Source organism: Sphaerotilus sulfidivorans (assembly GCF_013426975.1).
GTDB lineage: Bacteria > Pseudomonadota > Gammaproteobacteria > Burkholderiales > Burkholderiaceae_C > Sphaerotilus > Sphaerotilus sulfidivorans.
This window is the reverse complement of record NZ_JACCPY010000005.1, coordinates 127,892-153,349: the sequence shown is the minus strand read 5'-3', so window position 1 is coordinate 153,349 and position 25,458 is coordinate 127,892. Positions and strand designations below refer to the sequence as shown.

Sequence of the window (25,458 nt, the reverse complement as noted above, 5' to 3'; positions counted from 1 at the left end):
GCCCGGCGGCGCGATGACGAGAACAACGGTGATGGCATCGAAAGCGAAGACTCAGCGCGGCGGCTTCGGCGTCGGCGTGGTGGTGGGCCTGCTGGGCGGTCTGGTGCTGGCGCTGGGGGTGGCGGTCTTCGTCACCAAGGCGCCGGTGCCGTTCGTCGACAAGGTGCCGGGCCGCACCGCGGAGCAGGATGCCGCCGAGGCGGAGAAGAACCGCCAGTGGGATCCGAACGCGCCGCTGCACGGCCGTCCGCCCGGCCGCCCCGCCGAGCCGCCGCCCGCCGCACCGCCGGCCCAGGAGCCCGACCCGATCGGCGCGATCGCCGAGCGCCAGAGCCGCCCGCCAGAGGCCGCCAGCGCCCCGCCGCCGGCCCGCCCGGCCTCGAAGCCGCCCGCACGGGCCGAGGCCGGCGCCTCGGCACCGGCCCCGGCAGGTGGCGAGACGTCAGCCAAGACCGGGGCTGATCCGTTCACCTACTTCGTGCAGGTCGGTGCGTATGGCAGCGCCGACGAGGCCGAGCAGCAGCGCGCGCGGCTGGCGATGAACGGGCTCAAGGCCCGCATCACCGAGCGCGAGCAGAACGGCCGCGTGATGCACCGTGTCCGCCTGGGCCCCTACGACAGCCGGGAAGACGCGGAACGCATGCGCGACCAGCTCTCGGCCTCGGGCCAGGGCGATGCCGCGCTGGTGCGCGTGCCGCGCTGAACCTTCGGGCCCGGATCGGATCCGAACGGCCTGCACAGAACCATCGAAAGGAACCATCGAATGAAGCGTCGCGAGTTCGTCGCCGGAAGCAGTGCCGCGCTGGCACTGGGCGGTCTGGTCAGCGCACCGGCCTCGGCCCAGGCCGGTTTCCAGGAAGGCCGCCACTATGTGCGGCTGCAGCAGCCGGTGCCGGTCTCCGCTCCCGCCGGCAGGATCGAGGTGCTCGAGTTCTTCTGGTACGGCTGCCCGCACTGCAACGCCTTCGAGCCGACGCTCGAGGCCTGGGTCAAGAAGCTGCCGGCCGATGTCGCCTTCCGCCGCGTGCATGTCGCCTTCCGTCCGAGCTTCGAGCCGCTGCAGCGGCTCTATGCCACGCTGGAGAACATGAACCTGGTCGAGGCGCTGCACCGCAAGGTGTTCTACGCGGTCCACCAGCAGGGCGCGCGGCTGGACAAGCCCGAGGCGGTCATCGACTTCGTCGTCGCCAACGGCGTCGATCGCACCAAGTTCACCGAGATGTACAACTCCTTCGGCGTGCAGAGCAAGGTGCGCCAGGGCAAGCAGCTCTCCGAGGCCTACAAGATCGACGGCGTGCCGGCCCTGGGCATTCACGGCCGCTTCTACACCTCGCCGGCGCTGGCCGGCGGCGAAGGCGCCTCCGAGATCCAGGGCCAGACCCGCGCGCTGGCGCTGACCGACCAGCTCGTCGCCAGCCTGCGCAAGGGCTGAGGCCCGGCGGACCTGGAACCGGCCGCCTGCTGCGGCCGCCCGCCCGGTGACACCGGGCGGATCGAAGGCTACAATGCAATTTTCATGCCTTCGATTGCCACTGATGGCTGCTGTCGCTGTTCCGTGCTGGTTTTCACACCGCTGCCTGCGTTCGGCCCCGGCCCTGCTGGCGGCGGCCCTGCTGATGATCGCCAGCATCGCGCCCGCCCGGGCCGAGCGCGCTGACAGCTCGCAGCCGCTGGCCTTCGACGCCGGACGCATGGTGCTCGACGGCAAGCGCAAGGTCCGGGTGCTCAGCGGCGGGGTCGAGATCAGCCGCGGCACGCTGCTGCTGAAGGCGGCCCAGGTCGAATTGAAGGAAACCCCGCAGGGCGGCCAGTTCGCGATCGCCACCGCGACCGACGGCCAGTTCGTCACCTTCCGCCAGAAGCGCGAAGGCGTCGACGAGACGGTCGAGGGCCAGTCGCGCCGCATCGAGTACGACAGCGTCAGCGAGACGGTGCGCTTCATCGGCCAGGCGCAGGTGCGGGTGCTGCGCGCCGGCGCGCCGGCCGACCAGGTCAGCGGCCAGACCATCGTCTACGACCACGGCCGCGATGTCTTCGAGGTGCAGGGCGGCACGTCGGCCAGCGCGCAGCCCGCGGCGCCCGGCGCCGCCAGCGGCCGGGTGCGCGGCGTGCTGACGCCCCGGCCGACCGGCGCCGCCTCGCGCCCGGCCGGTGCCGACGCTGCGGCAGAGGGTGCACGTTGAGCGCCCCGCCCCGCCAGCGCCTCGAGGCCGAGGGCCTGCAGAAGCGCTACGGCGCTCGCCTGGTCGTCAAGGATGTGCATCTGGCGGTGCACAGCGGCGAGGTCGTCGGCCTGCTCGGACCGAACGGCGCCGGCAAGACCACCAGCTTCTACATGCTCGTCGGCCTGGTCCGGGCCGATGCCGGCCAGATCCGCATCGACGGCGAGCGGGTCGAGCAGTTGCCGATCCACCAGCGCGCCCGCCTCGGCCTGTCCTACCTGCCCCAGGAGGCCTCGATCTTCCGCCGCCTGACGGTCGAGGAGAACATTCGTGCGGTGCTGGAGCTGCAGCAGGATGCCGACGGCCGGCCGCTGGGCCGCCGGGCCATCGACGAGCAGCTCGGCGCGCTGCTGGCCGACCTGTCGATCGAGCGGCTGCGCGACAGCCCGGCGCCGGCGCTGTCCGGCGGCGAGCGCCGGCGTGTCGAGATCGCGCGGGCGCTGGCCACGCAGCCGCGCTTCATCCTGCTCGACGAGCCCTTCGCCGGGGTCGATCCGATCGCGGTGATCGAGATCCAGCGCATCATCGGCTTCCTGAAGGCGCGGCAGATCGGCGTGCTGATCACCGACCACAACGTGCGCGAGACGCTGGGCATCTGCGACCGCGCCTACATCATCAGCGAGGGCCGCGTGCTGGCCGAAGGGGAGCCGGCGGCGATCGTCGAGAACCCGCAGGTCCGCAAGGTCTACCTCGGCGAACACTTCCGGATGTGACCGCCCCATGAAACCTTCCCTCCAGGTCCGCCTGTCGCAGCATCTGGCGCTCACGCCGCAGCTCCAGCAGTCGATCCGGCTGCTGCAGCTCTCGACGCTGGAGCTGCATCAGGAAGTCGAGCAGATGCTCGAGCAGAACCCCTTCCTCGAAGCCGACGAGGACAGCGGCGGCGGCCCGGAGGCGGTCACCGTCGAGGGCGGCACCAGCACGGCCGCCGAGCGCGAGGACTGGAGCGCGCCCGGCACCGACTCCGCCGGCGAGGCGCCAGCCGACAGCGGCAGCAGCGGCGACGGCGAGAGCGCCGGCGTCGACCAGCTCGACTTCGAAGGCGGCGACGCCGGCAGCGACTGGGACAGCGGCCAGGACGACTACCAGAGCCTGTTGGACGTCGGCGGCACCCGCAACGGCGCACCCGACGACGAGGACAGCGACTGGAGCGAGCGCTCCAGCGTCGCCGAGAGCCTGCCCGACCACCTGCGCAGCCAGCTGCGCGGCATGCGCCTGGCGCCCGAGGACCAGCTGCTGGTCGAGGCGCTGATCGACTCGCTGACCGAGGACGGCTATCTGGCCGATCCGCTCGAGGAGATCGCCGAGCGCCTGGCCGTGGGCCTGGAGCTGGGCGAGGCGCTCGGCCGCGATGTCGCGCCGGGCGAGGTCACCGCGGTCGACCTCGACCAGGCCGAGCTGCCCGAGGCCCCGACGCCGGAGGAGGCACAGGCCGCCGCCGAGCTGCGCGAAGAGCTGCTCGGCCGGCTGCGCTGCGCGCTGGGCTGGCTGCAGAACCTCGAGCCCTGCGGCGTGGGCGCGCGCGACCTGGGCGAATGCCTGGTGCTGCAGCTGCGCGAGCATGACGCCACCGAGGCGCGCCGGGTCGCGATCCTGATCTGCCAGGGCCATCTGGAGCTGCTGGCGCGGCGCGACATGAAGAAGCTGGTGGCCGCCACCGGCGCCGACGAGGACGACATCCGCGACGCGCAGTCGCTGATCGTCACGCTCGAGCCCAAGCCGGGCCGGCGCTTCGCGCGCGCCGAGGCCAACATCGTCGTGCCCGACGTCATCGTGCAGAAGGCCGGCCGCGGCTGGCGGGTCGTGCTCAATCCGGACGTGATGCCCAGGCTGCGCATCAACGACATGTACGCACAGGCGCTGCGCCAGCACCGCGGCCAGCGCGGCGCCGACGACGCCGGCAGCGGCGCGACGCTCTCGGCGCGGCTCCAGGAGGCGCGCTGGTTCGTCAAGAACATCCTGCAGCGCTTCGACACCATCCAGCGCGTCAGCCAGGCGATCGTCGAGCGCCAGAAGGGCTTCTTCACCCACGGCGAGATCGCGATGAAGCCGCTGGTGCTGCGCGAGATCGCCGACGAGCTGGGCCTGCACGAGTCGACCATCAGCCGCGTGACCACCGCCAAGTACATGGCCACGCCCTTCGGCACCTTCGAGCTGAAGTACTTCTTCGGCTCGAGCCTGAACACCGAGGCCGGCGGCAACGCCTCCAGCACCGCGGTGCGCGCGCTGATCAAGCAGTTCGTCGCCGCGGAGGACCAGAAGAAGCCGCTCTCCGACAGCCAGCTCAGCACGATGCTGGAGGAGCAGGGCATCCAGGTCGCGCGCCGCACGGTCGCGAAATACCGCGAGGCGCTGAAGATCGCGCCAGCCAACCTGCGCAAGGCGATCTGAGCGATCCGGTACCGCGTCCGGGATGCCCGGGCTCGGGCGCGGGCTGGCGCACCACCAAGGTGCACCCCCGCCATGCCCGGCCGCCGCGGCGTGAAATGAATCCGGGATGACCCCGAGTGGCACTGGTGCAGGTGCCCACCGCCGGGGCGGTTTTTCCGGATTTGTGCCGGCACGCCACATGCAAAGGCCATCGGGCACTCAGGAGCCCCCGATGAACACCGACGATCCCGCCGCCGCACGCCACCAGATCGCCAGCCGCATTCACGATCTGCTCAGGCGCGAGACCGGCCAGGAGATCGACACCGCGCTGATGCTCGGTCCGCCGGAATATGCCCGCGCGGTGCTGAGCCTGTGCCGCGCCTGCGGCCATGCCGAGCTCGCGCTGCTGGCCGACCAGTTCGCGGCTCTGCTGCGCCCGCCGCTCAGGGCGGCGACACCGGATCGCTCGCTGCGCCGCTGAGCGCCCGGCGCAGCCGCGCCGCCAGCGCGCGCAGATGCCAGGCCAGCCGCCACAGCAGCAGCAGCATCGCCAGCGTCAGCAGACCCAGCACGAGGGCCGCCAGCACCGGATCACGCCAGACCAGCCACAGCATCGACGGCACCAGCGCATCACCCGCCAGCGACAGCCCCCAGTTGCTGAAGGGCTCGGGCGAGGCATTGACCGCCGCACGGGTGGCCGACTTGGCCGCATGCGCGGTGGCCGCCAGCGAGCCGCCCAGCACGGCCGCCGCCGCCGCCCAGCCCGCCTCGTCGCCGCCGAAGACCGCCGCGGCCAGTGCCGCGCCGGCCGGCACGCGCACCAGCGTGCTGATCATGTCCCAGAAGGAGTCGAGTCCCGGGATCTTGTCGGCCAGGAACTCGACCAGCAGCATCAGGCCGCTGGCACCGAGCACCAGCGGATGCATCAGCCAGTGCAGCCCCTCGGGCAGGCCGATGCCAGCGCAGCGGCCGGCCAGCCCGGTCAGGAAAAGCACCGCATACAGACGCAGGCCGCTGGCCCAGCCGAGCGTCGCGGCGACCGACATCAGCTCAGCCGTACCGAAGGAGACAGACATGCCATCCATCCTAGCGCGCCCGGCTGCGGGTGCGCCCGGACCTTCGGTGGGCCCGGGCGAGGGCCTTCAGCGGCGCTTCACGCCGGCAGGCCGGCCAGCACCGCCAGCGCGGCCATGAAGCGCTCCAGACGGGCGCCGCCGAGGAAGGCCTCGGCCTGGGCGCCGTCGATCAGCCCGACAAAATGCTCGCGCGAGGCGGCATCGTCCTGAGCCTGGACCAGGCGCTCCTCCAGCGTGTGGCTGGCCACCAGATGGCAGACCGGCACCTGGCGGACCCGGTCGGCGCGGTGCACGCGGCTGAAGCGCTGGGCCAGCAGCGCCGGATTCCAGGGCCGGTCCAGATGCAGGATCGCGGTGGCGGCATGACGCAGGCCGAGCTGGCCGCCGGGGCTGTCGTCGCAGCACAGCAGCACCCGCTGCTGCGGGTCCTGCTGGAAGGCGCTGACCAGCGCACGGCGCGCCTCGCCGGCCGCATCGACCGGCAGCGCCAGGTGCGCGATGCCCCGTTCGGACAGCGCCGCCGACAGCGCCTCCAGGCTGTCGGTCCACTGGCTGAACACCACCACGCGCATGTCCGGCTCGGCCAGCAGCGTCTCGATGCCCTCGATCGTGGTGCCGATCTTGCCGGCATTGCAGCCCAGGCGCAGCGCATGCAGCGTCGACAGCAGGCGGCGCTGGTCGGCATCGGACAGATAGCGGCTGCGCTGCCAGCGCTGCACCGCACGGACGATCTGCGCCAGCCGGGCGTCATGCAGCGGCCGCTCGGCCGCATCGAGCTCGACCGGGCAGATCGCCTCGACCGTCTCGGGCAGCTGGCGCAGCACCAGGGTCTTGGTGCGGCGCAGCAGCCACGGCCCGAGCGCCTCGAGGCGCTCGGCCACCGGGGCCTCGGCCAGCGCCTCGAGCCGGCCGATCGCGCCCAGGCGCGGCGCGTCGATCCATTCCAGCATCGCGCGCAGCGCACGCGGGCGCACCTCGACCGGCGTGCGGGCGATCGCCAGCGCAAACGGGCCGTCCAGGGTCGCGAGCGCCGCCGCAAAGGCGGTGTCCAGCCAGGGGCTGAGATTGGCGTCGTCGCTCTCGTCGACGACCACGCTGTCGGGCGCAAAGGCCTGGAGCGCGGCCAGCGTGTCGTCCTGCACCGCCAGCGCGGCATCCGCCAGCAGCAGCAGCGGCGCCTGCGGCGAGGCCTCGGCCTGCGCCGCCGCACCGATCTCCGCCACCGAGCCGGCCTGCAGCGCGGTCAGGCCGGTCAGGGTCTGCCACTGCTCGGCCCAGTGCGCCAGGCGCTCGGCCGGGGCCAGCACCAGCGCACGCTCGGCGCCGAACTGGGCCGCCAGCAGGCGCAGCGCGGCCACCGCCTGCACCGTGCGACCCAGGCCGGCATCATCGGCCAGCACGCTGCGGCCAGCGCAGGCGGCGTAGAGCGCGCCCTCGCCCTGGTAGGTGCGCAGCGGCAGCGTGACCAGCGCGGTCAGCAGCGGGCTGGCGGGGCCTTCCGGCATGCGGGTCTCGAGCAGATGGACACGCTCGCGCATGTCGCGCGCCGGCGCCAGCCACAGCCAGACCGCCTCGTCGACACGCAGCGCATGGCGGCGCTCGCGGGCGATGCGCACCATCTCCAGCAGCGCCAGGTCATTGACCAGCGGGGCGGCGGCCGTGGGCTGATCCAGCTGCGCGGCCAGTGCCAGCAGCTCGGCCGGGCAGTCGCGGCCCGGGGTCCAGGCCAGACGACGCACCGGGCCCTGCGCCTCGAGCACGACCTGGCTGAAGGGCGGCGCCAGCGGCTGGGGTTCCGGCTCGGGTTCAGTTTCCGGCTCGGGTTCCTTTTCCGGGTCAGGCTGCGGCATCGGATCATCGATGTTATCCACAGCTTGTCCACAGGAGTTGTCCACAGCCGGCGGCAGCGCATCGGCCTCGGCCACCGGTGCGACAGCCGGTTCCGCGGCAGGCTCCGTGACAGGTTCGGCGGCCGCCTCGACGACGGGTTCGACAACGGGTTCGGCCGTGGGCTCGGCAGCCCCTTCGACCGCGGCCTCGGGCGCCGCGCGACGGCGCGGGGCGCGCTTGCGGGGCGTCTTCGCGGCCGGCTCCGGTGCGGCAGCGGCCACCGCCTCGACAGACGTCTCTTCGACGGGTGCAGCCACAGGCTCGGGCACCGGCTCGGGCGCTGGCGCCACAGCCGGTTCGGCGGCCACGGCCGGCGTCACCTCCGCCTGGGCGGCGGTCTTGCGGGCGCGGGGCGCGGCGCGCTTGCGGGCGGGCTTGGCCGGCGTCGGTGCCGGCTCAGGTGCGGGCGGTTCGGCTTCGGCGACCGGCTCGGCGATCGGCTCGGCGACAGGAGCCTCGACCGGCTCGATCACCGCCGGCTCGGACGCGGCAGCCTTGCGGCGCGGCGCGGCGCGCTTGCGCGCCGGCTTGGCCGGGACCGCGGCGGTCGGCTCAGCGGCGACGGCCACCGGCTCGGACGCCGTCACCGGCAGGGCCGGCGTGTCGTCGACCGGGACGGCCGAAGTGGTCGCAGTGGCCGGAGTGGAAGTGGCGCGCGCAGTGCGGGCACGGGGGGAGGAGGTCTTGCGGGATGAGGTAGACGCCATGGTGGCTGGGCCGGCAGAGCCGGCCGATCGGTGTGCGAAGTCTTTTGCGTTGGGCGGCACTGTAGCCGGTATGGCGACCCCACTCCCGATCCATCACCGCAATCAGGCGACAAGCCCCCTCGGGAACAGGCAGGAGTGCGGGTTTTTCAGGAGCGCGCGACCGGTCAGGAGATCGGTCAGGAAAGCCGGTCCGCAAGGCCTCTAGCATTCGCGCATGGAACTCGATCTTCTCCTGGCGGCCGGGCCGCTGGCGGTGGCGCTGTGGCTGCGCCCGTGGCGGCTGGTCGGCCCGGCGGGGCCGCCGTGGATCTGGCTGGCCTGGTGCGCGCTGATGCCGCTGCTGTGGGGCACCGACCGCTATGTCGGCATGTCGGTGGTGCAGCCGCTGTCGGGCGCGGTGATGCTGCTGATGATGACCGGCTGGCCGCTGGCGATGCTCGCGCTGGTGCCGGTGACGCTGCTGACCTGGGCGATGGCCGGGCTGGATGCGGCCGAGGCGCTGCACCGGCTGGTCTGGCTCGGCCAGATGCCGGCGACGATCGCGCTGCTGCTGGGCGCGGCGGTGCGGCGCTGGCTGCCGAACCAGCTCTTCGTCTACATCCTCGGACGGGGCTTCGCCGCGACCGCGCTGAGCTGCGTGCTGTCGGGCGCGCTGTCGATGGCGCTGCATGGCGCCACACCCGGCCTGGATCCGGACGAGCAGATGATCGGCCGCTGGCTGGCCGCCTGGGGCGACGCCTTCCTGGTCGGCATGCTGGTGGCGATCTTCGTCGCGTTCCGGCCGCACTGGCTGGCGACCTATTCCGACCGGCTCTACCTGCGCCCCCCGCCCGACGAGCCGCCGCCCCGCTGAGGCGGGCCGGAAAAACGAGGGGTTTTCCCGGATCGGGCGAGCGCGGCCCGCCTAAGATGCGCCGCAGATGAAAGAAACCGCATCCCCCTCCTCCTCCCGGGTGCTGCGCCGGCTGCTGCAAGGCCTGGGCGTGCTGCTGCTGTCGGGCCTCGTCGCCGCGCTGGTGCTGCTGGCGCTGGCCTTGCACGACCAGCCGCTGGTGCGGCGCGAGGCCGCGTCGATGTCGGCCGAGGATCTGCTGCGGGTCAAGCTGCTGCTGCGCGCGGCCGATCCGCGCCACCCCGCGCCGCAGGCGGCCGGCCGCGGTGCGGACGGCACGGCGCTGCGGGTGCTGCGCGCCGACAGCCGCGACATCGACCTGCTGCTCAACGACGCGACACAGCGGCTGCTGCGCCTGCCCAGCCGGCTGGTGCCCGGCGCCGGCAGCGCACGGCTGCAGGCCAGTCTGGAGATGCCGGCCAGCCCCTTCGGCCGCTGGCTCAACATCGAGGCCGACCTGCGCGAGACCGCCGGCCTGCCGGTGCTGGAGCGGCTGCGCCTGGGCGGGGTGCCGGTGCCGCCGGCGCTGGCCGAGGCGCTGCTGCGCCATGAGCTGAGCCGCCGCGGCCTGATCGAGCAGGCCGAGCTGCTGATCGACATGGTGCGCCGCGTCAGCCTGCAGCCCCAGGAGGTCGAGATCGCCTATGTGTGGCGCGAGGACACGCCCGACCGCCTGCGCGCCTCGCTGGTGCCGCAGGCGCTGCAGCAGCGCCTGCAGGCCCATGCTGGAGAGCTGGCGCGGCTGGCGCGCAAGGCGCCGGAGCCCGCCCCGCTGGCGACGCTGCTGCAGCCGATGCTGGGCTTCGCCGCCGGCCGCTGCGGCCTGGACTGCCCGCCGCAGGATCTGGCCGCCGAGCACCGCGCCGCGCTGGTGGTGCTGGCGCTGCATGCGGCCGGCCAGCCGCTGTCGCGCATCGTGCCGCAGGCGCGCGACTGGCCGCGGCCGCCGGCGCGCACCGTCACGCTGCTCGGCCGGCCGGACTTCGCGATGCATTTCCTGGTCTCGGCGGTGCTGGCCGCCGAGGGCGGCGGGCGCCTGGCCGATGCGATCGGCATCTACAAGGAAGTGATCGACTCGCGCGACGGCAGCGGCTTCAGCTTCAACGACATCGCCGCCGACCGCGCCGGCACCCGCTTCGGCCAGATCGCGGTGCAGGACCCCGGCCGGCTGCGCGCCGCGGCGCTGCAGGACGCGGATGCCACCCTGAAGGAGGCCGACTTCATGCCGCCGGTCGACGGCCTGCCCGAGTTCATGCCGCAGGCCGAGTTCCAGGCCCGCTACGGCGGCATCGGCGCCGCACCCTACCGCCGCATGATGGCCGAGATCGAACAGCGGGTGATGTCGCGCCCGCTGCTGCGCTGAACCCTGAATGAAGAGGTCATCATGAGTTGTCCACAGCCCCGCACCCACCTGCCCCGCGAGACGCTGGTCGAGGTGGTTCGCCACACGCCCCTGGTCTCGATCGACCTGATCTGCCGCGATCCGCAGGGCCGGGTGCTGCTGGGCTGGCGCAGCAACCGCCCGGCGCAGGCGAGCTGGTTCGTGCCGGGCGGGCGCATCCTGAAGGACGAACGCATCGAGCAGGCGATCGTGCGCATCGCCGCGGCCGAGCTCGGCCTGCCGGCGGCGCTGGCCGCGCAGGCCCGCCCGCTCGGCGTCTACCAGCATCTGTATCCGGACAACTTCGCCGGCATCGACGCGCTGACGACCCACTATGTCGTGCTCGGCTGGACGCTGGACCTGCCCGCGGGCGAGCTGCAGGCCGCCGATGCCCAGCACCGCGAGCTGCGCTGGTTCACGCCCGCCGAGCTGCGGTCCGATCCCGCGGTACATCCGAACACCCTGGCCTATTTCGATGCCTCGATCACCGCACCGCGCACCGCAGCCTCGGCGCCGGCCCAGGCCTGAAACTGTCTCGTTTCAGCACAAGCTGAAGCCAGCTTTAACAGCTTGATTCTTTTTGAACCTTTGCTTAATCCAAGTCACAGGAACGACCGCGTCCGTGTCTAAGATACCACTGAATCCTCACGTCGGGCGCGGGCAGCGCGGGCCGATCCGGTGAGCCTCCGGTCATCATGGATGCAAGGGACCTGATGCGCGGCAGTGTGTCGCAGACCCGGAATCACCCGATCAGCACCGGCCCGCCCCGGCGTGGGGAGGCCTCTCCCGGCCTGGCCGCTGCGCTGCTGCTGTGCTGCAGCCTGCTGCCCTGCGATGCGCAGGCCGCCTCGCTCCCCCTTCCCCCGTCCCTCTGTCCCGCCGCGGTGCCGGCGCAGCCGCCCGCCACCGTGCAGGTGTGGCGCATCAGCGACTTCGGCGCCGTTCCCGATGACGATCTGCCCGATGACGAGGCGCTGCGTCGCGCGCAGGCCACGTTGCGCCCCGGCGACTGGCTGGTCTTTCCGCCCGGACGCTATCTGCAGGCCGGCAGCGTGGCGATCGACCGCGCCGGCCTGACGCTGTGGGGGCCGGGCGCGACGCTGCAGGCGCTCGATCCGGCCGACCATGCGCTGCTGCTGCAGGCCGACGGCGTGCGGCTGGCCGGGCTGACGCTCACGGCGCGCACCGACCGGCGCCGCGACGCGCCGGCGCAGTCAAGACTGGTGCTGCAGGGCGCCGGCCAGGTGGTGCAGCAGGTGCGCATCGAGGGCGCCGGTGCGGCCGGCATCCTGGTGCTCGGCGCCCGCGGCTTCCTGCTGAGCGGCAACCGGATCAGCGCCACGCTGGCCGACGGCATTCATGTCAGCGGTGGCAGCCGGCAGGGCCGCATCGAGAACAACCAGGTGAACGATGCCGGCGACGACCTGATCGCGGTGGTGTCCTACGAGCGCGATCCCGCGCCGGTGCAGGACATTCTGGTGCGCGGCAACCGGGTCGCGGGCGGGCGATGGGGGCGCGGACTGGCGGTGGTCGGCGGCGAGCGCATCACGCTGGAGGACAACACCGTCAGCGATGTGCTGCGCGCCGCCGGCATCCTGGTGGCGCAGGAGGGCCCGTGGCGCACCCGGAGCGTCGATCAGGTGCGCATCGAGCGCAACCGGCTGATGCGCATCGGCCGGCCGCAGGATGCGGCGCGGGCCGCGGGCGCGCCGACCGGCCATGCGGCGATCGAGGTGCATCGCCATGAGACGCCGCCCGGCGCGGCCGGCATCGGCCGGCTGCACATCGGGCACAACCCGGTCGAGGACAGCGGCGTGCCGGCACTGCGGCTGCGCGACGGCCGCCTCGATGCCGGCGCCAGCGGCGCCCGGCTCGACTGCCCGGCCCTCAGTACGCGTTGAGCACCACGCCGGCGATGTCGGCCCGGGTGCGGCGCAGCCGCTCGACCAGCAGGTTCATCGCGCGGGCGTCGGTGCGGCCGTTGCGACCGACCAGCACCGCCTGGCCGCAGGTCGCGGCGATGACACGCGCGTCGGCGCTGTCCCGCGCCGGTGGGGTGTCGACGATGACGCGGTCGAACTCGCGCTGCAGCTCGCGCAGCAGCACCGCGAACAGCGGCTGCTGCAGCAGCTCGAGCGGATTGGGCGGCGGCGCGCCCACCTGCATGACGAACAGCCCCGGCAGCTCGGCCGAGCGATCGAAGGGACGGGCGGGCCGGCGGCCGTTGAGCAGGTCCGACAGGCTGGCGCGCTCCTTCAGGCCGAAGACGCGGTGCAGCGCCGGCGCACGCAGATTGCCGTCGACCAGCACGGTGCGCTCGCCGAGCTGGCTGAAGGTGATGGCCAGATTGGCCGCAACATGGGTGCGGCCGTCGCCCCGGTCCGGGCTGAGCACCGCCAGCGGCACCCGAGGGCCCGCCAGGATGCGGCTGCGCAGCTCGCGAAAGGCCTCGGCCTGTGCACCGTGCGGATCGGTGGCCACCACCAGCCCGCCGGCGCCGAAGCGGCTCAGGTCCAGCGCGCACGGGTAGTTGAACTGCATCGACAGCGCCCGCAGCACATCGGCCTGGCTGGCCAGATCGAGCGCGACCGCCGCCTCGCCGAAGCGCAGCCCCATGCGCCGCTGCACCACCAGGATGTGGGCGATGTCGCCGTCGGACAGCGGCCGCAGCGTGCGCAGCAGCTCGCCGATCGGCCGGGCCGGATGCGCCGGCACCACCGCCGCGGCCGGCGCGGGCTGCGGCGGCAAGGCCATCGGGTCGGGCCGCGGCTGCCAGGCGGCCAGCACCGCCGGCACGATGTCGGGCTCGGCGGGTGCGGTCGGCGCTGGCGGTGTCGACGCGGGGGCGGCCGCGGCAGCGGCAGGAGAAGGGGCAGGAACGTCGGGCATCGAGATCAGGTTCGGGTCGGGGCGGGAGATCGCGCGCGGGACGGGCTCCGGGGCGGTCACCGGCACGGTCGTCGCGCCAGGCTCGCCGTGAAAGGCGGCCCAGGCGCGCTCGACCTCGGCGGCGAAGCGCTCGCGGAAGCGCTCCGGCGCGAAGTCCTCGGCATGGCGGCGGCAGGTCTCGGGCGCGATCGGCACGGGCAGCGCCTCGAAGGCCTCGACCGCGCCGATCAGCGCCTCGGGCGTCTGCGCGTCGAAGAACACGCCGGTGCGCCGTGCCGGGTCGCCGCGGCCGCGCACCGTCTCCAGCGAGCCGCCGCGGCCGTAGGCGATCACCGGCGTGCCGCAGGCCTGGGCCTCGACCGGGGTGATGCCGAAGTCCTCCTCGGCGGCGAAGACGAAGGCGCGCGCGCGCTGCATGTGGTCGATCAGCGTGGCGTCGTCCTGGAAGCCGAGCACCGTCACGTTCGGGCCGGCGGCGGCGCGCACCTTGTCCATGTCGGGACCGTCGCCGATGACCACCAGCCGGCGCTGCGGCATGCGCGCGAAGGCCTCGACGATCATCGGCATGCGCTTGTACGGCACCATGCGCGAGGCGGTCAGGTAGAAGTCCTCCTTGTCGGCGCGCAGCGCGAAGCGCGCCACATCCACCGGCGGATGCACCACGCCGGCCTCGCGCCGGTAGACCTTGCGCACCCGCCGGCCGATGAAGGCCGAGTTGGCGACGAAGCGGTCGACGCCGGCGGCGGTGCGGCTGTCCCACAGCCGCATGTAGTGCAGCATCGCGCGGGCGAAGGCGCCCTTCAGGCCACGCGCCATGCCGGACTCGCGCAGGTACTGGTGCTGCATGTCCCAGGCGTAGCGGATCGGCGAATGGATGTAGCAGACATGGAGCTGGTCCGGCCCGGTCAGCACGCCCTTGGCCACCGCGTGGCTCGACGAGACGATCAGGTCATAGCCCGACAGGTCATGCTGCTCGACCGCCAGCGGCATCAGCGGCAGGTAGTGGCGGAAGCGCCTGCGCGCGCCCGGCAGGCGCTGGATGAAGGTGGTGCGCGCCACCCGCCCGCCCAGGAAGCCGCGCTCGCCGGGGCCGAGAAAGTCGACCACCGCATACAGGTCGGCCTGCGGATAGATCTGCAGCAGCTGCTCGACCACCTTCTCGCTGCCGGCATGGTTGACCAGCCACTCATGGACGATGGCGACGCGCTCGGGGCGGGGCGGGGAGAACATCGGAAATCCCTCAGGCGAAATGCAGGTCCATCAGGTCGGCGAACTCGTGCGCGGCCCGGTCCCAGGTGAAGCCGGCGGCACGCTGGCGGCCGGCCTGGCGCAGCTCGGCCGCCAGCGCGTCGGAGTCCAGCAGCCGGCGCAGCTGCGCCGCCAGCGTGGCCGGATCGTCCGGGTCGCAGTAGAGCGCGGCGTCACCGCAGACCTCCGGCAGCGAGGCGCGGTCGGAGGAGATCACCGGGCAGCCGCAGCACATCGCCTCCAGCGGCGGCAGACCGAAGCCCTCGTAGAAGGACGGGAAGACGAAGCAGGCCGCACCCTCGTAGAGCGCACGCAGCTGCTGGTCGCTGACATAGCCGGTGCGCTGCAGCCGGCGGTCGTCCAGATCCAGGCCTGCGGCACCGGCATAGATGCGCGCATTGCCGCCGCCGGCGGCCACCAGCACGATGCCGGGATCGTCCAGCAGCGCCATCGCCTTCAGCACCGCGGCGAAGTTCTTGTTGTGCGACAGGCTGCCGACCGCCAGCACATAGCGCCGGCCCTGCAGGTCCAGGCGCTCGAACACCGTCGGATCGGCCGGCAGGCGCAGGATGTGCTCGCCGCCCTCGGGCAGCACCTCGATGTCGAGAAAGGGCCGGCCGAAATGGCGCACCAGCTCGTCGGCGCTGAAGCGCGACACCGTGGTGACCACCCGCGCGCGGTGCATCACCGAGTCCAGCATGACCCGGTACCAGTGGCGGAAGGCAAAGCCGTAGTTGCGCGGATTGGCCACCGCCGCCGCGTCGTGGATCACCACCATCTGGCGCTGGTGGCGCCAGGGCGCGGTGTTGCACAGATTGACCAGCGGCTCGTCGCCGGCCAGCGCCGGCAGCTCGGTCTGCTCCCAGCGGTGGCCCTGATGGCGGCCGGCGCGCGCCAGCGCCAGGCCCGGCGGCAGCGGCGTGACCAGCCGGGCAGCCTGCGGCACGATCGCGCGCGCCTGCGGCAGCAGACCCAGCCGGGCGCCCGCGCCCAGCAGCTCGATGGCGAAGCGGTCCACGCCGGTGGCCGGGCGGGTCAGGAAGCGGGCGTTGATCAGCATGTCGGTGTTTCCCGGCCGCTCAGGCGGCGATGCTGGCGGGCCAGCCGGCCCGCCAGAGCGCGCGGCAGCAGCAGCACGCCGGCCATCCAGCCGAGCATCAGCAGACGCTCGCCCAGGCGCAGATCGGGCCAGCGCAGCACCGCCCGCAGCGCGCGGCCGGCGGTGCGCGCACGTGGCAGCGCCGGATCGGCCGGGCCCAGGCGCAGGCCCATGACCAGCGTGCGCGCCTCCCAGGGCGCCAGCGCCAGCTCGCGCCGGCGCGGGATCACCAGATGGTCCAGCGCGGCGGCCAGCGCCTGCTTGCCCTGCAGGACGCGACGGCAGGCCTCGGACAGCGCGCCGTGGCGGGCCGAAGGCAGCCAGTCGTCCGGCCCGGCGCCGCGGTAGGCGCCCAGCGCCTGGGGCAGCGAGCGCACCGCGCCGCAGGCCGGCGCCAGCAGGATCGGCACGGTATCGGCGCCGGCCTGCCAGGGCGACTCGTCCAGCGGCAGCACCCGTGCCAGGAAGTCGCGGTGGAAGACATTGCCCGAGCACGGCGGCGAGCCATAGGCGCCGAACTCGCGCAGCAGCGCCAGCGCCTGCGCGCCCTCGTGCAGCCGGCGCGGCAGCTGGCGGCCCAGCGGCCGGTCATCCGCATCGACCAGATCCAGACGGAACTGCAGCTTGCTCACGCCCGGCGTCCAGGCGGCCAGCACCTGCGCGGCCGCCTGCGGATAGAGCCAGTCTTCCGACTCCAGGAAAAGCAGCAGCTCGCCGCGGGCAGCGGCGAAGCCGGCATTGATGGCCGCCGCCTGGCCCGCCTCGTCGAGCTCGATGCAGCGCAGCTGCGGCGCGACGCGCCGGATCACGGTGCGCGAGCCGTCACGCGAGCCGTCGTCGACGACGATGACCTCGACCGCGCCCGGCTGCTCGCGCTCGAGGGTCTGCGCGCAGGCCGACTCGATCGCATGCGCGACGAAGCGCTCGCGCTGGCGGTTCAGCACGACGATGCTCAGGCGCGGCCGCTGCACCGCGTTCATGGCTGGCGGCCTTCCAGCGTGGACGCAGACGCAGACGCAGACGCGGACGCGGGAGCTGGAGCAGGGGCCAGCACCCGCGCCAGCAGCAGCGCCAGCACGATGCCGCAGGTCCAGGTGAAGGCGCGCGCGGTGCCGAGGTAGGGATAGCGGTACATCTCCATGAAGCTGATGAAGAAGATCGGATAGAGCAGCACCCCGGCAAGCCGGCCCTCGCGGTAGGCACGGAAGGCCATGCCGCTGAGCAGGCCGACCGCGCACATGTAGACCACCGCGCCGGTCAGGCCGAGGTCCGACACCACCGCGTACAGGCCGGAGGGGCTGTTGAACTCCGGGTCCTGGTAGGTGAACAGGTGCTGCTCGAAGGTGCGGCCGGCATAGCCGGTCAGCGTCGAGAAGGGCTGGCCCAGGCCGAGCGGCGCGCGGTGCAGCCACTCGAGCGTGAACTCGAAGGTCCAGGTCGGCCAGGCAGAGTTCGCCAGCAGGCTCGCGCCATTGTTCAGCGAGGTGTAGTAGTAGCTGGCGAAGCGCCCGAGCGCGAACTCCCAGAAGTCCAGCCGGCCCTGATAGGTGTCGGACGCCCAGGAGCGCGCGTACTCGGCCGCGCCGAAGTAGAGGATCACCAGCGGAATGGCGGCGAACGGCCCGGCCACCCGCAGCAGCGTGCCGGCCGCGCCCGGACGTGCCGCCGCCCAGCGGCCGACCGCCAGGCCCAGCGGCACCAGCGACTCGATCAGCGCCAGCCGCTCCGACCAGACATAGACCCGGAAGGCGGTCAGCAGCGCCAGCACGATCGCCAGCACATGCAGCGCACGCGGCAGCGGCAGCGCAGGGCCCCGGCCCGCCCCCCCCGGATCCAGCCGGCGGAACAGGTAGAGCGAGAAGAACACCGGCGTGACATTGGCCAGCGAGGTCAGCCCCGGCGTCAGCTCGATGCTGTCGCGCTCGGGCTTGTAGGCGCCGCTGAGCGTGGCCCACAGCAGCGCCGGGTCGAGCAGGAAATCCCGGAACCAGACCGAGAAGGCCAGCACCGCCACCAGGCCGATGGCCAGCGCGGCGCGGTCCGCGCCGACGCCCAGCGGGCGCGGTGCGCCGGCACGCGGCTGCAGCTGCGCGCCCAGCGCGCCGCCCAGCGCCAACGCCGCCAGCAGCAGGCCGCCGAGCATCAGCCAGCCCAGGTCGAGCACCTGCACGCCACGGATCGTCAGCGCCGGATGGCGCACCTCGCCGGCCCAGGCGATCAGGAACATCAGCGGCAGCAGGAAGCCGCAGGCGATGCCCGCCGGCGAGCTCCACCACGGCATCGATGCGGTGCGGGCGGTCCTCATCGCGCCCGCCCCGGCCGGCAGCACGCCAGCACCGTGCCCGACAGCAGCAGCACCAGCAGATCGGCACCCAGCAGGGCCCAGCCGTAGGCGCTGCCGCCCACCCACGCCGGCAGCAGCGCCAGCAGCGCGCAGAACAGCAGCGTCGCGGCGGTCTGCACCAGCGCATAGTGACGCTCCAGCCCGAAGGCGATCAGCGACTGCTGGCCGAACAGCGCCGCCACCGCCTGCAGCGGCACGCTCAGCGCCAGCAGCAGCACCAGCGCCACCGCCAGCGGCTCCTCGCGGTGAAACACATAGCCGACGATGTGCGGCGCGGCCAGCATCGCCAGCGTGCCCACCGTCAGGCCGATGGCCAGCATCGCCACCAGCAGGCGCCGGCCGAAGCGCAGCGCCTCGTCCGGCGCGCTGGCCGCCAGCCGCGCGAAGCGCACGAAGCCGAACTGCTGCAGCGGCAGCTGCACCGCCTGCCCGGCCATGCGCACCCGCAGCGCCAGGCTGGCCGCGCCGACGGTGGCGGCATCGGCCTGCAGGCCCAGCAGCGCGATGCCGCCATTGGTCAGCATCGCGCCGTTGACATTGCCCGAGACGATGGCCGAGGCGCCGCGCAACAGCTGGCCGATGCGGTCGGCGTCCAGGCGAGCGCGGCGCGCCAGCCCCCGGCGCAGCAGCAGGCACCAGGTGAACGCGCTGGTGGCCAGCGACACCAGCGCGTAGACCGCCAGCGCGCTCTCCATCGTCGCCAGGCGCGGCACCAGCGCCAGCAGCAGCGCGATGCCCAGCAGCCGCACGCCGGTGGTGACCAGCAGCAGCAGCCGGGTCTGCTCAAGTGCGCGGGCATACCAGCCGGCATCCAGCGCGAAGCCGACCAGATAGGCCAGCGAGGCCAGCATCAGCGCCTCCTCGCCGGGCGGACGCAGCAGCAGCAGCAGCGCACCGCAGCCGCTGGCCACCGTCGCGCACAGCAGCAGCTTGGCCGCGGTGATGTTCCACAGCGTGCGGTGCGCATGGTCGGCATCGTCGCGGCGGCGCGCGACCTCGCGGGTGCCGTACCAGTCGAAGCCGAACTCGATGATCATGCCCAGGAAGCCGCCCAGCGCCGCGTAGAAGGACACCACGCCGTAGTCGTGCATGCCCAGCGTGCGCCCGCACACCACCGCGAACACCAGCGGAAAGGCGAAGGTGGCGATCTGGGTCAGCGTCAGCTCGAGCAGCTGCAGGCGCACCGGCACAGGCACAGGCACCCTCAGTCCCCGCGCATCACCACGCCGGCCAGATCGACCGACTCGCGCCGCAGCGACTCGACCAGCACGCCGAGCTCGGCGGCGCGGGCGTGATGGCGCCGCGCCAGCACCAGCGCCTCGCCGCAGGCCGCGGCGATCACCCGGGCGTCGGCGCCGTCGGCCGAGGCCGGGGTGTCGACGATGACGCGATCGAAGCGGGTCGCCAGATCCTGCAGCAGCGCGGCGAAGCGGCCGCGCTCGAGCAGCTCGAGCGGATTGGGCGGGGGCGCGCCGACCGGCAGCAGCGCCAGGCAGGGCAGCGCATCGATGCGCTGCGGTTCGGGTACCCGCGTCGGGTCGGCCAGCAGCACGCTCAGTCCGGGCCGGTCCGGCCGGTCGGCCAGGTCGAACAGCCGGTGCAGCCGCGGCGCGCGCAGGTCGGCATCGACCAGCACCGTGCGCTCGCCCAGCTGGCTGAAGGCGGCCGCCAGATTGGCCGCGGCATGGCTGCGGCCATCGCCCCGGCGCGGGCTGACGATCGCCAGCACCCGGCCAGGCGGATGCGCACGTGCCGGCCCCGGCATCGGCGCCGGCACCCGCAGCATCAGCTGCGCGCGCAGATCGCGCCACAGCTCGGCGGCCAGGCCCTGCGGATCGGCGGCGACGCTCAGCTCGGCCAGATGCGGATGCGTGGCCGGATCGATGCAGGCATAGCCGAACTGGCGCGCCAGCGCCTGCTGCAGCTGGGCGGGCTGCACCAGACCGAGCTGCAGCGCCGCCTCGCCGAAGCGCAGCTCGCGCTCGGCCTGCAGCGCGACGATGCGGGCGATGTCGGCATCGCCGAGCGCGCAGACATCGCGCAGCAGCTCGCCCAGCGGCCGCTCGCCCGGCGGCACCGCCACCTGCAGCAGCTGCTCATGTCCGTCGCGCGGGCTCATCGGCTGACCTGTGCTCATGTCCGGCCGGCCCGGCCCGGCCCGCGCAAGGCCGGAAAGGCCGCCACCGGCGTGCGGGCGCCCTGGCGCGGCGACGGGATCTCGACCAGCAGGGGCAGGCCGAGCAGTTCGGGCACATCGTCGGCGCAGCGCAGCCGGCGGTCGCGCAGCTCGGCCAGCAGCGTCGCGCCCAGCGCCAGCACGCTGCCCAGCACCGCCGCGATGCCCAGGTTCACGCCCAGCAGCGGCGAGGAGGCCTGCGCCGGTGCGGTGGCCTGCTTCAGCACCGAGACATTGCTCAGGCGCGCCTGGCGTTCGGTGCCGCTCTGGGTGGCGCGGCCGGCCACCGCGTCATAGGCCTGCTGGGCGTTCTGCACGTCGCGCAGCAGCACCCGGGCCTCGTCGCGGCGGGTGGTCAGCTCCAGCACCCGGGCACGCTGCTCGTCCAGCGCGGCCCGCGCCTGCGCCAGGCGCTGCTGGTTGACGTTGTCGCTCAGCCCCAGGCTGGAGGCGATGCGGCGCGACTCGGTGGCCAGCTGCCGGCGCAGCCGCTCGACGGTGGCGCGCTGCTCGAGCATCTGCGGATGCTGCTCGCCCAGCCGGGCGCCCATCTCGTCGAGCCGGGCCTCCTGGCGCGCCAGATCGGCCGACAGGCCGGCGACCACCGGATGCGCCAGCACCTCCGGCGCGCGGTCCGGGCTGGCCGCGGCCTGCGCCCGGCGGCTGCCGGACTCGCCGGCCTGCGCCTGCAGCGCCACCAGCTGGCTGGAGAGCTCGGACAGGCGTGCGGTCTCGATGTCGACCCGCTCGTCGCTGCCGACCGCCAGCAGGCCGTGCTCGCGCTGAAAGGCCGACAGGCGCTGCTGCGCCTCTTCCAGCGCCGCCCGCAGCTGGCGCGCGCGCTCGTCGAAGAACTCGCTGCTGCCGCGCGCCGGATCGAGCCGCAGCGCCAGGCTGGTGTCGACGAAGGCCTGCACGAAGGCATTGGCGATGCGCGCGGCCTCCTCGCGGCTGTCGGCGGTGTAGGCGATCGAGATCACGCCGGACTCCTTGGCCGGCCGCACCTCCAGGCGCTTGCGCATCGCGGCGGCCAGCCAGGCCTCGAAGTCGCCGGCGCCGCCGGTCTCTTCCTGCCACTTCGCCCGCGCCGGACCGTCCGCGCGGCCCAGGCCGGTGGCGGCGATGACCGCCCGCGCCACCCGCTCGCTCTGGATCAGGTCGACCTGCATCGCCATGTAGGTGCTGGCCTGTGGCGGCTGGGCGCCACCCGGCGCCACCGGATCGGCCGCCCGGGCATCGACCAGCACCATGGCCGTCGCGGTGTAGCGGGTGGGCAGCAGCAGGCTGACCGCGAGGGTCAGTCCGAGCACGGCCAGCAGGACCGACAGCGCGAGGCGCCAGCGCGCACGCAGGGCCATCAGGAAACGGGCAAGCGACATGGAGGAGCAGTGTCTGTATTACGAATTGAAACTCATGAGCTCATTCAGACCATTGGCTTCAGATGATCTGCATCAGCGAATGGACCCGATCAGGCGCGTCGATGCCATCCTGCAGGCACGGGTCAGCACGGGTCAATTCAGCACATCTGCGCCCATCTTTTGCACTTCATGGCGCGAACGCATCGATCTTTTGACTTTCACATTTCCGGCCCCGACTTCCGGAGGGGATCGCCACATGACTGGAGGACCCCCAAGGGCCATTCATCTGCCGCTCAAGATTTCGGGTCAATAATGCACGAAAACAACGTCAAGCCCTCCAATCCCACCGTCTCCGAGAGATTTTTGTATGAAATCGAAACAATCGGCAGACCCGCGATCGGACCGGACGCTGCAGGAATTCGTCGGCGGCGCCCGCCGCTTCAGGCGCCGCAGCCAGGCCCGATCGGGCAGCCGGCTGGCCCGGCTGCAGCTCCGGCTCGACCAGTTCGCCGCACTGCTGCTGCTGCTGCTGTTCGCGCCGCTGATGGCGGTGATCGCGCTGCTGGTGTGGCGCCGCGACGGCGCGCCGGTGCTGTTCGGCCACTACCGCATCGGCCAGCACGGCCGCCCCTTTCGCTGCCTGAAGTTCCGCAGCATGTACCTCGACTCGGAGGCGATGCTGCGCGAGCTGCTCGAGCGCGACCCGGCCGCGCGCGCCGAATGGGAACGCGACCACAAGCTGACCGACGATCCGCGCATCACCCCGATCGGCCATTTCCTGCGCCGCACCAGCCTCGACGAGCTGCCGCAGCTCTTCAACGTGCTGCGCGGCGAGATGAGCCTGGTGGGCCCGCGCCCGATCACGCTGGCCGAGCTGCCGCGCTACGGCCAGGTGCGCTGGCACTACCTGAGCGTGCGCCCGGGCATGACCGGCCTGTGGCAGGTCAGCGGCCGCAACGACACCACCTACGACGAGCGCGTCGAGCTCGACCGCGAGTTCGTCGAGCAGCACAGCCTGAGGCTGCGGCTGAGCATCCTGCTGCGCACGCTGCGGGTGGTCATCCGGGGCAGCGGCGCCCGATGAGCGCGATCCTGCATCTGGTGACCCGGCTGCGGCCGGGCGGCCACGGCGGCACGCTGTGGCCCACGCTGATGGCGCTGGCCGACGGCCAGCTGATGCAGCAGGTGCTGCCGCTGGCGGCCGGCGCCGGCGCGCTGCAGGCGGCACGGCTGCTGAGTCCGGAATCGGTGCAGCTGCTGCCGGTGCCTGCGATGCGGGCGGTGGCCACCGCGCTGAGGCGCGCGCTCGATGCGCCGGCGCCGCCGCAGGCGCTGCATCTGCACGGCCTGCCGGCGCTGCTGAGCGCTCGCCATGTGCTGCAGGGCCGACCCCGGGCACACATGCCGCTGTTCCTGCACCAGTGCAGCCGGGTGCTGGCCCAGAGGCTGCTGCAGGGCATGCCGGAGCGCAGCGTCTTTCTCGTCGGTCCGGACCGGGTCGATCCGCTGGCCGCGGCGCCGCTGCCCGGCGCGGTCGATGCGGTCTTCTTCAGCCAGCCGCTCATGGCGGACACCGCGCCGCGCATCGTGACCGCGGCCACCGGCGACCCGCAGGCCGACGAGGAGATCGCGCAGGCCTTCGCCGAACTGGCGGTCATGCTGTCGGGCATTCAGGCTGCACGCCAGCCGGCCTTCGCCTGGATCGGCCCGGTTCCCGGCTCGGTGCGTGCGCTGCTGCTGGCCGCGCAGGTGAAGCTTCAGGAGATTGCACTGGCGGAGGCGCCGGCACGTGCCCGGGCGCTGGCCCAGGCCTGGATCTATCTGGCGCCGGATGGGGCCGGTCGCGGTGCGGACCGGCTGGCCGAGGCGATGGCGGTCGGGCTGGCCTGCGTGGCTGCGCCGGCACCGTCCTACCGGCTGCAGATCATCGATGCGCTGTCGGGCGAGCTGCATGCGCGCCGCGCCGATCTGCTGCAGTCGCTGGCCCGGCTGCTCGAGTCGGATGCGCTGCGTCTGGCGATGGGCCGCGCGGCGCGGCTGCGCGCGCGCCATCAGCACGGCCATCACCGCTTCCGCGCCTCGCTGCTACTGGCGCACGGGCTGTCGCCGCTGCCGGTGCTGCGCCACGAGGCCGGCCATGCAGCCCCGGCGGTGCCCGGCGTGCCTGTGTCGCCGGGCTGAGCCCGCCGGCCGGGTCGCCGGTCAGGCGTGCAGACCGTCGCGGGCCAGGCGGAACACCGCCATCGCCTGCACCATCTGCTGCGCCTGCTGGCGCAGGCTGTCGGCGGCCGCGGCCGACTGCTCGACCAGCGCGGCGTTCTGCTGCGTGGTCTGGTCCATCTGCGTCACCGCCTGACCGACCTGGCCGACACCGGTGCTCTGCTCCTGGCTGGCCAGGCTGACCCGCTCGATCATCTCGCCGACATGGCGGATGTGGTCGACGATCTGGGTCATCGTCGCGCCGGCCTGGTCGACCAGCTGCGAGCCCTGGTCGACACGGGCGACGCTGTCGGTGATCAGCGTCTTGATCTCGCGGGCGGCCGAGGCCGAGCGCTGCGCCAGGTTGCGCACCTCGGTGGCCACCACCGCGAAGCCCCGGCCCTGCTCGCCGGCGCGTGCGGCTTCCACCGCCGCGTTCAGCGCCAGGATGTTGGTCTGGAAGGCGATGCCGTCGATCACGCCGATGATGTCGGCGATCTTGCGCGAACTCTCGTTGATCGCGCGCATCGTGTCGACCACCTGGGTGGTGACCTCGCCGCCGCGCTGCGCGGCCTGGTTGGCCTGGCTGGCCAGCACGCTGGCCTCGCGGGCATTCTCGGCGTTGTGGCGCACCGTCGAGCCGAGCTGCTCCATGGTCGCGGCGGTCTGCTCCAGCGCGCTGGCCTGGTCCTCGGTGCGGCGGCTCAGGTCCTGGTTGCCCTGGGCGATCTCCTGGCTGGCCGAGGAGACCAGCTCGGCATTGCCGCGCACCGAGCCGACGATCTCGACCAGGCGGGCCTGCATGCGCGACAGCGAGGCCAGCAGCTGGCCGGTCTCGTCATCCGATCCGGTGCGGATCGGCACCGTCAGATCGCCCGAGGCGACCCGATCGGCGATCTCGACCGCCTCGCGCAGCGGCGCGGTGATCGAAAGGGTCAGGCGCCAGGCCATCGCCACCGAGGCGATCAGCGCCAGCAGCGCCCCGACGCCGACGATCAGCAGGCCCTGCTGCTTGGCCTCGTCGCTGGCCCGTGCCGCGGTCGCCGCGCCCTGGCTGTTGAGCGCGATCAGCTTCTCGAGCGAGGCCATGCTGGCCGAAAAGCTCTTCTGGCCCTCGCCTTCGAGCAGCTGGCGGGCCTCGTCATTGGCATTGCGACGCGACAGCTCGAGCATGCGCTGGCGTCCGCCCATGTTTTGCGCCAGATCGGACTGGAAGCCGTCGTGCAGGCGCCGCTCCTCGTCGCTGCTGATCAGCGCCTCGTAGCTGACATGGGTGCGCTCGAAACGCTGCTGGAGATCGGCCATGCGCTTCTCGAGCGCCTGCATCGCCACCTCGTCGGTATTGAGCACATGCAGGGTGTCGACGATGCGCAGCTCGGCCAGCAGCGCCCGCATCTGGTTGACGCTCTCGACACTGGGCAGCCAGTTGTCGGTGATGTCAGCGCGACGGCCGTCCATCGCACGCATCTGCACCACCGCGGTGGCGGCGATGGCCAGCATCAGGGCGGTCAGCACCGCAAAAGCCAGCGCGAGGCGTCGCGACAGGCCGAGTCGGCTGGGATTCATCTTGGCTCCAGGACAGCGGCCGCCACGAACGGGTTGGAAGG

General features: G+C 73.0%; 21 protein-coding genes and 1 pseudogene. 12 read left to right on the top strand and 10 right to left on the bottom strand.

What is annotated here, in order from left to right:
- Window positions 1-31 precede the first annotated feature (31 nt).
- From HZU84_RS05080 to HZU84_RS05055, 6 genes are all read left to right on the top strand, one after another.
- Window positions 32-703: an SPOR domain-containing protein gene (locus tag HZU84_RS05080; RefSeq protein WP_180692801.1), complete on the top strand. Its 672-nt coding sequence runs from the start codon at window positions 32-34 to the stop codon at window positions 701-703.
- A gap of 60 nt (window positions 704-763) precedes the next feature.
- Window positions 764-1,432: a thiol:disulfide interchange protein DsbA/DsbL gene (locus tag HZU84_RS05075; RefSeq protein WP_149504929.1), complete on the top strand. Its 669-nt coding sequence runs from the start codon at window positions 764-766 to the stop codon at window positions 1,430-1,432.
- Window positions 1,433-1,535: 103 nt separating this feature from the next.
- A complete protein-coding gene (gene lptA / locus HZU84_RS05070; RefSeq protein WP_244954360.1) occupies window positions 1,536-2,183 on the top strand; it encodes a lipopolysaccharide transport periplasmic protein LptA in 648 nt (215 codons plus the stop codon).
- The gene (lptB, locus tag HZU84_RS05065; protein WP_149504930.1) at window positions 2,180-2,935 is read left to right on the top strand and encodes an LPS export ABC transporter ATP-binding protein; all 756 of its coding nucleotides are present in this window, start codon (window positions 2,180-2,182) and stop codon (window positions 2,933-2,935) included. The genes lptA and lptB overlap by 4 nt, the downstream gene beginning before the upstream one ends.
- 7 nt (window positions 2,936-2,942) lie before the next feature.
- The gene (gene rpoN / locus HZU84_RS05060) at window positions 2,943-4,613 is read left to right on the top strand and encodes an RNA polymerase factor sigma-54 (RefSeq protein ID WP_149504931.1); all 1,671 of its coding nucleotides are present in this window, start codon (window positions 2,943-2,945) and stop codon (window positions 4,611-4,613) included.
- A gap of 211 nt (window positions 4,614-4,824) precedes the next feature.
- Window positions 4,825-5,073: a hypothetical protein gene (locus tag HZU84_RS05055; protein ID WP_149504932.1), complete on the top strand. Its 249-nt coding sequence runs from the start codon at window positions 4,825-4,827 to the stop codon at window positions 5,071-5,073.
- Here HZU84_RS05055 and HZU84_RS05050 read toward each other — a convergent pair.
- Together HZU84_RS05050 and HZU84_RS20915 are read right to left on the bottom strand one after the other, a co-directional pair.
- Entirely contained in the window at window positions 5,036-5,668 is a 633-nt protein-coding gene (locus tag HZU84_RS05050; protein WP_220784786.1) for a DUF4126 domain-containing protein, read from the bottom strand. The genes HZU84_RS05055 and HZU84_RS05050 overlap by 38 nt on opposite strands.
- Before the next feature lie 77 nt (window positions 5,669-5,745).
- Window positions 5,746-8,145 (bottom strand): SNF2-related protein, encoded by a 2,400-nt coding sequence (locus tag HZU84_RS20915; RefSeq protein WP_149504934.1) that lies wholly within the window; start codon window positions 8,143-8,145, stop codon window positions 5,746-5,748.
- Between the two features lie 334 nt (window positions 8,146-8,479).
- On the opposite strand from HZU84_RS20915, the gene HZU84_RS05040 reads away from it, so the two are divergent.
- The 4 genes from HZU84_RS05040 to HZU84_RS05025 all read left to right on the top strand — a co-directional run bounded on the left by HZU84_RS05040 (window position 8,480) and on the right by HZU84_RS05025 (window position 12,439).
- Entirely contained in the window at window positions 8,480-9,118 is a 639-nt protein-coding gene (locus HZU84_RS05040; RefSeq protein ID WP_149504935.1) for a hypothetical protein, read from the top strand.
- A 67-nt stretch (window positions 9,119-9,185) separates the two neighbouring features.
- Window positions 9,186-10,520 (top strand): YfiM family lipoprotein, encoded by a 1,335-nt coding sequence (locus HZU84_RS05035; protein ID WP_149504936.1) that lies wholly within the window; start codon window positions 9,186-9,188, stop codon window positions 10,518-10,520.
- A 21-nt stretch (window positions 10,521-10,541) separates the two neighbouring features.
- Window positions 10,542-11,066 (top strand): GDP-mannose mannosyl hydrolase, encoded by a 525-nt coding sequence (locus HZU84_RS05030; RefSeq protein WP_149504937.1) that lies wholly within the window; start codon window positions 10,542-10,544, stop codon window positions 11,064-11,066.
- Window positions 11,067-11,233: 167 nt separating this feature from the next.
- Complete coding sequence (locus HZU84_RS05025) at window positions 11,234-12,439, top strand: right-handed parallel beta-helix repeat-containing protein (protein ID WP_149504938.1); 1,206 nt, start codon at window positions 11,234-11,236, stop codon at window positions 12,437-12,439.
- On the opposite strand, the gene HZU84_RS05020 is transcribed toward HZU84_RS05025, so the two are convergent.
- The 7 genes from HZU84_RS05020 to epsF are packed head-to-tail and all read right to left on the bottom strand — an operon-like array spanning window position 12,426 to window position 21,673.
- Entirely contained in the window at window positions 12,426-14,657 is a 2,232-nt protein-coding gene (locus HZU84_RS05020; RefSeq protein WP_149504939.1) for a polysaccharide biosynthesis tyrosine autokinase, read from the bottom strand. The genes HZU84_RS05025 and HZU84_RS05020 overlap by 14 nt on opposite strands.
- A 10-nt stretch (window positions 14,658-14,667) precedes the next feature.
- Entirely contained in the window at window positions 14,668-15,735 is a 1,068-nt protein-coding gene (locus tag HZU84_RS05015; RefSeq protein WP_149504940.1) for a glycosyltransferase family 4 protein, read from the bottom strand.
- Window positions 15,729-16,754, bottom strand: coding sequence for a glycosyltransferase family 2 protein (locus HZU84_RS05010; protein WP_149504941.1), 1,026 nt, complete (start codon window positions 16,752-16,754; stop codon window positions 15,729-15,731). The genes HZU84_RS05015 and HZU84_RS05010 overlap by 7 nt, the downstream gene beginning before the upstream one ends.
- Complete coding sequence (locus HZU84_RS05005) at window positions 16,751-18,079, bottom strand: O-antigen polymerase (RefSeq protein WP_149504942.1); 1,329 nt, start codon at window positions 18,077-18,079, stop codon at window positions 16,751-16,753. The genes HZU84_RS05010 and HZU84_RS05005 overlap by 4 nt, the downstream gene beginning before the upstream one ends.
- A complete protein-coding gene (locus tag HZU84_RS05000; RefSeq protein ID WP_180692800.1) occupies window positions 18,076-19,320 on the bottom strand; it encodes an oligosaccharide flippase family protein in 1,245 nt (414 codons plus the stop codon). The genes HZU84_RS05005 and HZU84_RS05000 overlap by 4 nt, the downstream gene beginning before the upstream one ends.
- 2 nt (window positions 19,321-19,322) lie before the next feature.
- Complete coding sequence (locus tag HZU84_RS04995; RefSeq protein WP_149505401.1) at window positions 19,323-20,237, bottom strand: cellulose synthase operon protein YhjQ/BcsQ; 915 nt, start codon at window positions 20,235-20,237, stop codon at window positions 19,323-19,325.
- 14 nt (window positions 20,238-20,251) lie between these two features.
- Window positions 20,252-21,673, bottom strand: a complete 1,422-nt coding sequence (epsF, locus tag HZU84_RS04990; RefSeq protein ID WP_149504944.1) for a chain length determinant protein EpsF — start codon at window positions 21,671-21,673, stop codon at window positions 20,252-20,254.
- Between the two features lie 478 nt (window positions 21,674-22,151).
- Here epsF and HZU84_RS04985 point away from each other — a divergent pair.
- Together HZU84_RS04985 and HZU84_RS04980 are read left to right on the top strand one after the other, a co-directional pair.
- Window positions 22,152-22,736, top strand: a pseudogene (locus HZU84_RS04985) (sugar transferase); the annotation flags it as partial.
- On the top strand, window positions 22,733-23,833 hold the full coding sequence (locus HZU84_RS04980) for a glycosyltransferase family protein (protein ID WP_149504946.1): 1,101 nt from the start codon (window positions 22,733-22,735) through the stop codon (window positions 23,831-23,833). The pseudogene HZU84_RS04985 and the gene HZU84_RS04980, both read left to right, overlap by 4 nt.
- 21 nt (window positions 23,834-23,854) lie before the next feature.
- On the opposite strand, the gene HZU84_RS20910 is transcribed toward HZU84_RS04980, so the two are convergent.
- Entirely contained in the window at window positions 23,855-25,417 is a 1,563-nt protein-coding gene (locus tag HZU84_RS20910; RefSeq protein WP_149504947.1) for a methyl-accepting chemotaxis protein, read from the bottom strand.
- Between the last annotated feature and the right edge of the window lie 41 nt (window positions 25,418-25,458).

Coding starts and splice junctions, on each gene's coding strand:
- HZU84_RS05030 (WP_149504937.1), top strand. CDS start 10,542: ATGAGTTGTCCACAGCCCCGCACCCACCTGCCCCGCGAGACGCTGGTC.
- HZU84_RS05075 (WP_149504929.1), top strand. CDS start 764: ATGAAGCGTCGCGAGTTCGTCGCCGGAAGCAGTGCCGCGCTGGCACTG.
- lptA (WP_244954360.1), top strand. CDS start 1,536: ATGGCTGCTGTCGCTGTTCCGTGCTGGTTTTCACACCGCTGCCTGCGT.
- HZU84_RS05020 (WP_149504939.1), bottom strand. CDS start 14,657: ATGTTCTCCCCGCCCCGCCCCGAGCGCGTCGCCATCGTCCATGAGTGG.
- HZU84_RS05055 (WP_149504932.1), top strand. CDS start 4,825: ATGAACACCGACGATCCCGCCGCCGCACGCCACCAGATCGCCAGCCGC.
- HZU84_RS05005 (WP_149504942.1), bottom strand. CDS start 18,079: ATGAGGACCGCCCGCACCGCATCGATGCCGTGGTGGAGCTCGCCGGCG.
- HZU84_RS20910 (WP_149504947.1), bottom strand. CDS start 25,417: ATGAATCCCAGCCGACTCGGCCTGTCGCGACGCCTCGCGCTGGCTTTT.
- HZU84_RS05035 (WP_149504936.1), top strand. CDS start 9,186: ATGAAAGAAACCGCATCCCCCTCCTCCTCCCGGGTGCTGCGCCGGCTG.
- epsF (WP_149504944.1), bottom strand. CDS start 21,673: ATGTCGCTTGCCCGTTTCCTGATGGCCCTGCGTGCGCGCTGGCGCCTC.
- HZU84_RS05050 (WP_220784786.1), bottom strand. CDS start 5,668: ATGTCTGTCTCCTTCGGTACGGCTGAGCTGATGTCGGTCGCCGCGACG.
- HZU84_RS05025 (WP_149504938.1), top strand. CDS start 11,234: ATGGATGCAAGGGACCTGATGCGCGGCAGTGTGTCGCAGACCCGGAAT.
- HZU84_RS04980 (WP_149504946.1), top strand. CDS start 22,733: ATGAGCGCGATCCTGCATCTGGTGACCCGGCTGCGGCCGGGCGGCCAC.
- HZU84_RS04995 (WP_149505401.1), bottom strand. CDS start 20,237: ATGAGCCCGCGCGACGGACATGAGCAGCTGCTGCAGGTGGCGGTGCCG.
- HZU84_RS05010 (WP_149504941.1), bottom strand. CDS start 16,754: ATGAACGCGGTGCAGCGGCCGCGCCTGAGCATCGTCGTGCTGAACCGC.
- rpoN (WP_149504931.1), top strand. CDS start 2,943: ATGAAACCTTCCCTCCAGGTCCGCCTGTCGCAGCATCTGGCGCTCACG.
- HZU84_RS05040 (WP_149504935.1), top strand. CDS start 8,480: ATGGAACTCGATCTTCTCCTGGCGGCCGGGCCGCTGGCGGTGGCGCTG.
- HZU84_RS05015 (WP_149504940.1), bottom strand. CDS start 15,735: ATGCTGATCAACGCCCGCTTCCTGACCCGCCCGGCCACCGGCGTGGAC.
- HZU84_RS05080 (WP_180692801.1), top strand. CDS start 32: ATGGCATCGAAAGCGAAGACTCAGCGCGGCGGCTTCGGCGTCGGCGTG.